The organism is Acidithiobacillus sp., from assembly GCF_023255755.1.
In the GTDB taxonomy this organism is placed as follows: domain Bacteria; phylum Pseudomonadota; class Gammaproteobacteria; order Acidithiobacillales; family Acidithiobacillaceae; genus Acidithiobacillus.
This window is the reverse complement of the sequence record NZ_JAGDVS010000009.1, coordinates 33,442-40,017: the sequence shown is the minus strand read 5'-3', so window position 1 is coordinate 40,017 and position 6,576 is coordinate 33,442. Positions and strand designations below refer to the sequence as shown.

Annotated in this window: 8 protein-coding genes and 2 pseudogenes; 5 read left to right on the top strand and 5 right to left on the bottom strand. The window is 55.4% G+C overall.

Translation table 11 applies throughout. The features are described from left to right. The 5 genes and pseudogenes from Q0C48_RS01040 to Q0C48_RS14590 all read right to left on the bottom strand — a co-directional run. Positions 1 to 237 (bottom strand): annotated as a pseudogene (locus Q0C48_RS01040) (DNA replication protein DnaC); the annotation flags it as partial. A 9-nt stretch (positions 238 to 246) separates the two neighbouring features. Next, positions 247 to 1,269, bottom strand: a complete 1,023-nt coding sequence (locus tag Q0C48_RS01035; protein ID WP_291520711.1) for a DUF1376 domain-containing protein — start codon at positions 1,267 to 1,269, stop codon at positions 247 to 249. A gap of 2 nt (positions 1,270 to 1,271) precedes the next feature. Continuing rightward, on the bottom strand, positions 1,272 to 2,093 hold the full coding sequence (locus tag Q0C48_RS01030; RefSeq protein WP_291520710.1) for a hypothetical protein: 822 nt from the start codon (positions 2,091 to 2,093) through the stop codon (positions 1,272 to 1,274). Between the two features lie 8 nt (positions 2,094 to 2,101). Beyond that, a complete protein-coding gene (locus Q0C48_RS01025) occupies positions 2,102 to 3,253 on the bottom strand; it encodes a hypothetical protein (protein ID WP_291520709.1) in 1,152 nt (383 codons plus the stop codon). A 171-nt stretch (positions 3,254 to 3,424) separates the two neighbouring features. Continuing rightward, positions 3,425 to 3,718: a YdaS family helix-turn-helix protein gene (locus Q0C48_RS14590; RefSeq protein ID WP_366936971.1), complete on the bottom strand. Its 294-nt coding sequence runs from the start codon at positions 3,716 to 3,718 to the stop codon at positions 3,425 to 3,427. On the opposite strand from Q0C48_RS14590, the pseudogene Q0C48_RS14585 reads away from it, so the two are divergent. From Q0C48_RS14585 to Q0C48_RS01005, 5 genes and pseudogenes are all read left to right on the top strand, one after another. Continuing rightward, positions 3,717 to 3,989 (top strand): annotated as a pseudogene (locus tag Q0C48_RS14585) (helix-turn-helix transcriptional regulator); the annotation flags it as partial. The gene Q0C48_RS14590 and the pseudogene Q0C48_RS14585 sit on opposite strands and share 2 nt — an antisense overlap. Positions 3,990 to 4,019: 30 nt before the next feature. Continuing rightward, positions 4,020 to 4,583, top strand: a complete 564-nt coding sequence (locus Q0C48_RS01020) for a S24 family peptidase (RefSeq protein ID WP_291520708.1) — start codon at positions 4,020 to 4,022, stop codon at positions 4,581 to 4,583. 57 nt (positions 4,584 to 4,640) lie between these two features. Continuing rightward, entirely contained in the window at positions 4,641 to 4,964 is a 324-nt protein-coding gene (locus tag Q0C48_RS01015; protein ID WP_291520707.1) for a hypothetical protein, read from the top strand. A gap of 214 nt (positions 4,965 to 5,178) precedes the next feature. Then, positions 5,179 to 6,063 carry a hypothetical protein gene (locus Q0C48_RS01010; RefSeq protein ID WP_291520706.1) on the top strand — a complete coding sequence of 295 codons (885 nt, stop codon included), beginning with the start codon at positions 5,179 to 5,181 and terminating at the stop codon, positions 6,061 to 6,063. After that, positions 6,038 to 6,346 carry an STAS-like domain-containing protein gene (locus Q0C48_RS01005; RefSeq protein ID WP_291520705.1) on the top strand — a complete coding sequence of 103 codons (309 nt, stop codon included), beginning with the start codon at positions 6,038 to 6,040 and terminating at the stop codon, positions 6,344 to 6,346. The genes Q0C48_RS01010 and Q0C48_RS01005 overlap by 26 nt, the downstream gene beginning before the upstream one ends. Positions 6,347 to 6,576 lie beyond the last annotated feature (230 nt).

Genomic DNA, 6,576 nt, shown 5'->3' with positions numbered 1-6,576 from the left:
ACGCTCCGCCGCGCATACCGAACAGACCGGTGCCATGTACCGGACGACAGCCTGCTCATCCACCATCGAAATGGGATAACGACCATGGCGCGTGCACTCGCGGTACTGAGGATGGCGGTCAGGCAGGATCGCCTCATTGGTGGGGTCGAATCCCCATTTGGCGAGGAGATCCCTGGCCATCTCTCCGACGGGAACGCGGGGTTGTTCTTTACTCTTGAACTTCTTCGGATGCGACATGGTTATCTCCTACAGATTGACATAATGAGATCCGCCTACGGCGACTGGGGGTATCAGTTGGCGATTGGGCGGGCCCGCCGTTGATCTGCTCTTTGTTTTTCCTTCCGTGGCGCCGTTTTTCAGCATGGCAGCGATGTAGCCGACGTGAATACCGGCGCCTTTTTTCTCCAGCGCGATTTCCGCTGCGTCGAGAATGTGTTCATCGGCATGCCGGGCGCACATCTCCTGCACAACAACCATGTGTGGGGCTGCACGGACACCAAGTGCCCGTAGCTTCTTGCATAGAGCGCCTTCACGGGATGGAGAAGAAGATTCCTCTTCATCCGGCAACGGTGTCTCTGGCGTTACGGATAACGGCGTTACGCGTAACGTTACGGCCGCGTTATCATTATGTATTTCTTTATCTTCCTCTCTATCTTCTTCTTTAATAGGTGACGTTACGGGCGTTACGGGTGGCGTTACGCGTAACGTTACGGGCGTTACGGTTGTCATGTCTGTCACGGGTGATGGTTCATCGCCCTGCTGGGTCCGAGCCTTTTCCATTGCCCGTTTGGCGCGCTGGTTATCCCTAAATTTTTGCTGACGTGCCTTGCCCTTCGCTTTCGCGGCCTCTTGCGCATTGAGTGGATCGGTAACCTGTGCACGGACTTGAACTGCGGAGAGGATGTCCAGCACAGTTCCCGCTACCGCCTGGTGGTAGAGTCTGCCATCCGAGCACAAGTCCCAGCCGTGGAGCGCCATCTGGCGGATACGCTGCCAGGGTTTCCGGCGATGGTCATAGCCCCCGGCCAGCATCGCCAGAATGGCTTCGTCGTTGGGCAGGCTGCCCGCCGGGACCTGGTGAATGCTTTTGGTCCACAACAGGAACGCGGCCTTGAATTCCTCCGGGTTGGCCAGCTGCATGAAGTCCGAGTTGAGCAGGCTGACAATGTCCAATTTGAACCAGCGGACACTTCGGAGATCCGCGTCCGCTGGGATGGGGGGATCTATATCAGACACTTCAGCCATGAAGGGCTTATGCGGATTACACATGCCTACCTCCAGCAGTCTCTTGGCCCGCGTGCGCCAGCACCGCCCCGTGTTGGCATAGTAGTGGGAGAAAAGTCTCCCCGCGCGATTTGTAGCGCGTGGCGCTCCTGCATCACCCATTCCCGTACCCGCCATTCGTTAAAATGGCCATTTTTTCTGGTATCACGTTGCAGTTCCCGGTAGGCTTCCTTGTTCACCGGGCCATACTCGGCAAGCTTCATATCGATCAAATCAAGCCACCTGGATGTGTAGGTGGACCGCCAGTAGACCCAGCAGAAGATAGAGATGCTGGCGATCAAGGGCAGGTAGGCCAAGGGTAGATTTGGGTAACCCGGCAAATGCTTTAACCAAAGCAGAGGAATAAGCACCAGGCCGCCAATCAATCCTCGGGCAAATGCCTGATGTAATCGTGGGCTGGGGACTAGTCCTCCACTTTGGAAACATGCCCAATTGATGGTGTCTAGCTGCTTTTTTTTGTCCTTGATTTCCGCCAGGGTATAGGCAACCTTTCCGCCATCATCAGAAACAGGACTCGTATCGTTCTGTTGTTGTGGTATGTACGGTGCCGTTCCGGGCCATGGCCGGGGGAAGGGGTAAAGCCGTGGAGAATGTAAATGGATTCCCGCTACCTTTTCGATCTCGACGAGAAAATCGTCCTGCGAATGAATCCACCCCTCCACCCATGGGTACTCGCGCAGAAGCGCCGGAGCCTTGGTCTGTAACAATTCCATCAGCTCGCGGTTTTCATCGATGCGCTTGTGAATGCCTCGACCGTTGCGGCGAACGACTTCCTGAATAGCGGTAAGCTGTTTTTTGCCTTCGCGCAAAACATGATTCAGTCCTCCCCACCCAGTAGTTTCTGCACCGCCGTCAGCCGATCTCTGGCCGCCGCGTTTTCTCGCGCCAGGTCGGCCAATCGGGAAAAGGCATCTCGCAGCACCGTGAAGGCCTCTGTGGCCGCTTCCTCCAGCTGGTCTATGAGTTCATCGGTAGCCGGAGCAGGATGACCCTGTGTCTCACGCGCAGGCGCTGGGGACGTCTGGGGAGCAGGGTCCATGGTGGCGGTCATATATTGATACCAGATCTCGTCATCATCCCCGTGGAACCGTTCGATGAATTCGTCGTCTCCCTTCATCTCAAGTAGCGAGGCATCCAGTGCGTCAATCGCCCGGAGGCCCTCGTCTCGGGTAAGCCCGGTCATTGTGCACAAGGCCGTGAGGGAGACCGTGTCGTTGGATAAGAGGACCTCCAAGACTTTCCCGATCGGATCATTCCACTGGGAGCCGGGGTCCTGAGTTGGCGCGGTTTTGGCGGCTGCCGGCGCAGGTTCACCGGCGGGCCTGTCTTGAACGGGCGAGTGGACGCCGCGGGTGCCCGGGGATGGAGCGAGTTCCACCGTTCGTTCCTCATCGTTGGGCATGTCCTGCAGTTCGCCCTTTTTCACCAGCCAGCCCACGGCCTTATGGACCTGTTCCCGCAGCAATCCGGTGCGTTGCGTGATTTCGGTCGTCGTGCGCGCGCCGTGCGCCACCGCCGCCAGTATCCGGTCCTTTTGGGAGCCCTCGGTGAAAACGGCGAGCTGCGCCGGATTGAAGTCCACGCCCCCAGGTTGCCCGCCACCATTGTATGCTTCATTGATGTCTTGCGGAGGTTCGCCAGCGCTGACCGAGGGTCCGGCCTGGGGCAAGTGAGTCGCCGGATTGGTCGATGTGGGTGTAGTAGGCTGCACGGCAATGGCCTCCTGAGAGGTTGATGGTTCAGCGGAAAGCGCCGGTACCGGTTCGCGGCTTTCTGCACGGATCTGATCTGTCTTGACGACGGTGATAGTCGGCCGCGACGGTATCGAAGCCTGCGCCCCACCTGGGGCGGCACCCCCTCGTGGCCCCACGTCCCTCCGATAGACGGGACGCTCCCCGCGATATTCCTCACGGGGACCTGTGGGCAGATAGGCGGGACGGGCGGAGACGACGGGATCCAGTGCGCTCATGAGAGATGTCCTCGCGTGGAAAAATCTTGTAGGTTGGATTGGCGTTGAAGCCATGCGACCTTAGCCGTGATGTAGCTGCGGTTACCGTTCATGCTGTCCTCTGGATGCGGTACAGTGACCGCCTTTGGTCATTGCGGAGGCGACGGATAGAAAATATTCCGAAACGCGTGCTCATGCGGGTTCCCTCTCGGGTCCTTGGGCTTGGGGCGAAGTGTCGCCCTGGGTTGGGGGGAGGGGGTCGAAGATGTCGGTGCGACTGGGATCTGGGCCAAATACATGTGGCAAAAGCTCATATCTAGAAATCCCCAGCTCGCGCTCGATTGATAATGCGGATTTGGCGCTAGGCTGGGATAACCCACATGCCCACTTTCTAACGGCCGGTTGCGAAACACCGACCAGTCGGCCAAGGGCGGATTGGCTTCCAGCGGCGGAAATGGCTTTTTGAATCGGAGATGGGCTGTCCATGACTACAGAATATAACCATAGTTCTATGCAAGTCAAGAATCCTGGTTGTTTGTTCGACGTGAACCATGGTTATACCGTTAGCCTCATGGAAAATAAGCTATATGGACAAAGATTAAAGGAAGCGAGGGAAAGGGCAGGCCTTACCCAAAAGGACCTAGAGGAGCTCATTGGGCGGGCGTGTACCCAAGAGAACATCTCCAAGTTAGAACGGAGTAAAACGGCAAAAGGGTCAGCATACACGGCAGCCTTTGCGCGAGCGTGTGGGGTGCGGGCAATCTGGTTGGAAAATGGAGAAGGCCCCATGCGCGACCCCTCCTTTCTTGCCCCGGAGCCTCAGTCGGCAGCCCCGCAGCAGCTACCCGAATCAGCGGTAACGAGGCCGCCGCCCAAACATGTGTGGAACATTGTTGCGCCTAACGAGAAAGCGCGGACTGAGAAGGTAGTCCATATCCCAGTGCTCGACGTGCAGGGATCACAAGGTGATGGCCGGGAGGTTCCGGATCATGAGATAGTCGCCAGTCAGATATCAGTGAGAGAATCGTGGCTGCGTCGAAACTTGGCGTTTAGCGCGCCGGGAAACCTTTCCATCATCGCCGGGGTCGGGGACAGCATGAAGCCGACGTTTTCCGATGGGGATCTGCTGCTGGTGGATCGTGGCGTTTCCGAGATCAGAGTGGATGCCGTATATGTCCTGGAGTTGCACAACAAGCTGTACATCAAACGCCTGCAGATTCGACCCGACGGGGCCATCTTAATGCTGTCGGATAACAAGGCCTACGAACCATACCTGATTCAGGAAGCGGATATGGAGTTCGTGCATGTCCGAGCCCGGGTTCTCATGGCATGGAACGCCAACAAGCTATGAACTGCACATGGGAACTCCCGGATCGCGGAAGTCCTGTCCGGCCGAGGCGATGAATTATTGGTCAAACAGCTCGTGCGCGGCGTAGGCAACAAGATCGTGGTGAATAGCTTCAATCCGTCGCATTCCACGCAGGTGGCTGGCGGTGGCAGAAGTAGCGGCCATACCGGCCAAGGAAAAAAGTTTGTACGTCGGCCGCCACAATGGAAAAAGAAGGTAAATCATAATGTTGTTTGGTTTCTGCAATACCATTCGGCGCTAGAGATGGATGGGGTTATCCAGGAAGATTTATTTTTGTCTGGGGCGTGGCGCGCAGGGGATGGAGTAAACCCTGAGAGATTTTGTTTGGCTATCCCTGCCAAGGATGAGCGCGTATTTGCGTGATATTGTGAAAGATGGCGACCCATGATCACTGCGCAGCGCGGCCTCCAATCGACTGGCGGTGCTTTTTGTGGTGCTCATTCGTTATCCACTTCAGACAGTTGCGAGCAATATGCAGGTCCTCCGACGGGGGTGCTGTACTTTTTTGATCAAATTCCCGTCTGTCAGTTATAATCCCGGTTTATTGCTATTTCAACGGTGTAAAGAGCTATGGCATATGCAATCAAGCACTATTGATAATTTGATTACTTGGCACCGAAGCACAGACAATTTGGTTTCACAGCGTCGGTGCCAAAGCCCGTCCTTCTTCAAGCCTTATCACTTTGCGATTCTTGCATCCAAGTTTATTGCGGCACCGTCAGGGGTTGTGCGTATACGAGATGAGAATTTGGCCCACTACGCGTCTCGGATGCACCTTTGGCAAGTGTTGGGACAGCCTCCGCCTGTATTGGTCAATGAACACGAAGAGGTGGGAAAGTTCCAACCGTTGACCATGATAACATCAGAAGACGATGTTGTGTCGATCGCTGATCGACTGACTGCGATGTTTCGGCCGTGCTGCGTAGATAAGTTCACGCAAGATAGTATTTATTCTCTGGCGGTAGAATTATTGGGTAATTGTGTGGCACATTCTCAGATGGCAGAGCGTATCGCTTCTTACGGGGTTGTTTGTGCACAGGTATGGGCAAGCGCTTACCGGGCACAGATAGCCATTGTTGACAGTGGCTTGGGTATTCGTCAAACCATTGAAGCCTGTGGCAAGTATCAGGACCGGCTGACCAAAGAAAATGCTTGCAGTCTTGCAACAGAGTACAGTGTCACTAGCAAGGCCGGGAAAGGCCATTCTGGGTATGGGCTCACACTGGCCCGGGATCTCATGATGCAGAGTGGTGGTGTTTTGCATATACTGTCTGGAGAGGAGTATCTTTCGATAGAAGGGCAGAACGTCGAGACGGGCGTGATTCCTGCTCTTGGGCTGAAGGGTACGGTGATAGTTTTGGAGTGGGACACTCGCATAGCTCTTGATACTGGGGTTGTATATGCTCAGTGGCCCGGAGCGCTGGAGGAATCTGAAAATGACGACTGCGACTGGATTTTTTAGGGTTGAGGTGCATAGTAAGTTTCCTATGGCCACTCGGCCCCATGGGATTGTGGCTCGACAATTCATTCTAGATGCATTGCTTGCCAATGATGGCGTGGAACTGGATTTTGAGAATTCATCACCAACACCGTCCTTTGCTGACGAGTGCATTGGTGTGCTGGCAAGCACCTTGGGTCTAGGAACATTCAAATCACGAGTGCGTTTGGCTAATGTTCCAGAGCCATCGAAGATATTGATTAAACATGTGGTATTACGGCGTACAAGAGAGATAGTTTCGGCGTAGTCTGCTTATTTTCATCCCGCTCTGCTATTGGCATCGGGCGGAAGTTCTCTTCTCCTAGGAGACCGTCGCACAGCGGAGGATGCAATCCAGTGTGGCGCCTTTCAGGCCATGCCTATGGTGGCGCCTTTGCTTGCGTTCCGCACCGTTCGCGGCTTCTCTGGTTGTTCTCACAACATTCCGCGCGGCCATTCATCGCCCGCGCGACATGCCAAGTAATGTCCCGCTTGATC

Coding starts and splice junctions, on each gene's coding strand:
- Q0C48_RS01035 (WP_291520711.1), bottom strand. CDS start 1,269: ATGTGTAATCCGCATAAGCCCTTCATGGCTGAAGTGTCTGATATAGAT.
- Q0C48_RS01025 (WP_291520709.1), bottom strand. CDS start 3,253: ATGAGCGCACTGGATCCCGTCGTCTCCGCCCGTCCCGCCTATCTGCCC.
- Q0C48_RS14590 (WP_366936971.1), bottom strand. CDS start 3,718: ATGGACAGCCCATCTCCGATTCAAAAAGCCATTTCCGCCGCTGGAAGC.
- Q0C48_RS01020 (WP_291520708.1), top strand. CDS start 4,020: ATGCGCGACCCCTCCTTTCTTGCCCCGGAGCCTCAGTCGGCAGCCCCG.
- Q0C48_RS01010 (WP_291520706.1), top strand. CDS start 5,179: ATGCAATCAAGCACTATTGATAATTTGATTACTTGGCACCGAAGCACA.
- Q0C48_RS01005 (WP_291520705.1), top strand. CDS start 6,038: ATGACGACTGCGACTGGATTTTTTAGGGTTGAGGTGCATAGTAAGTTT.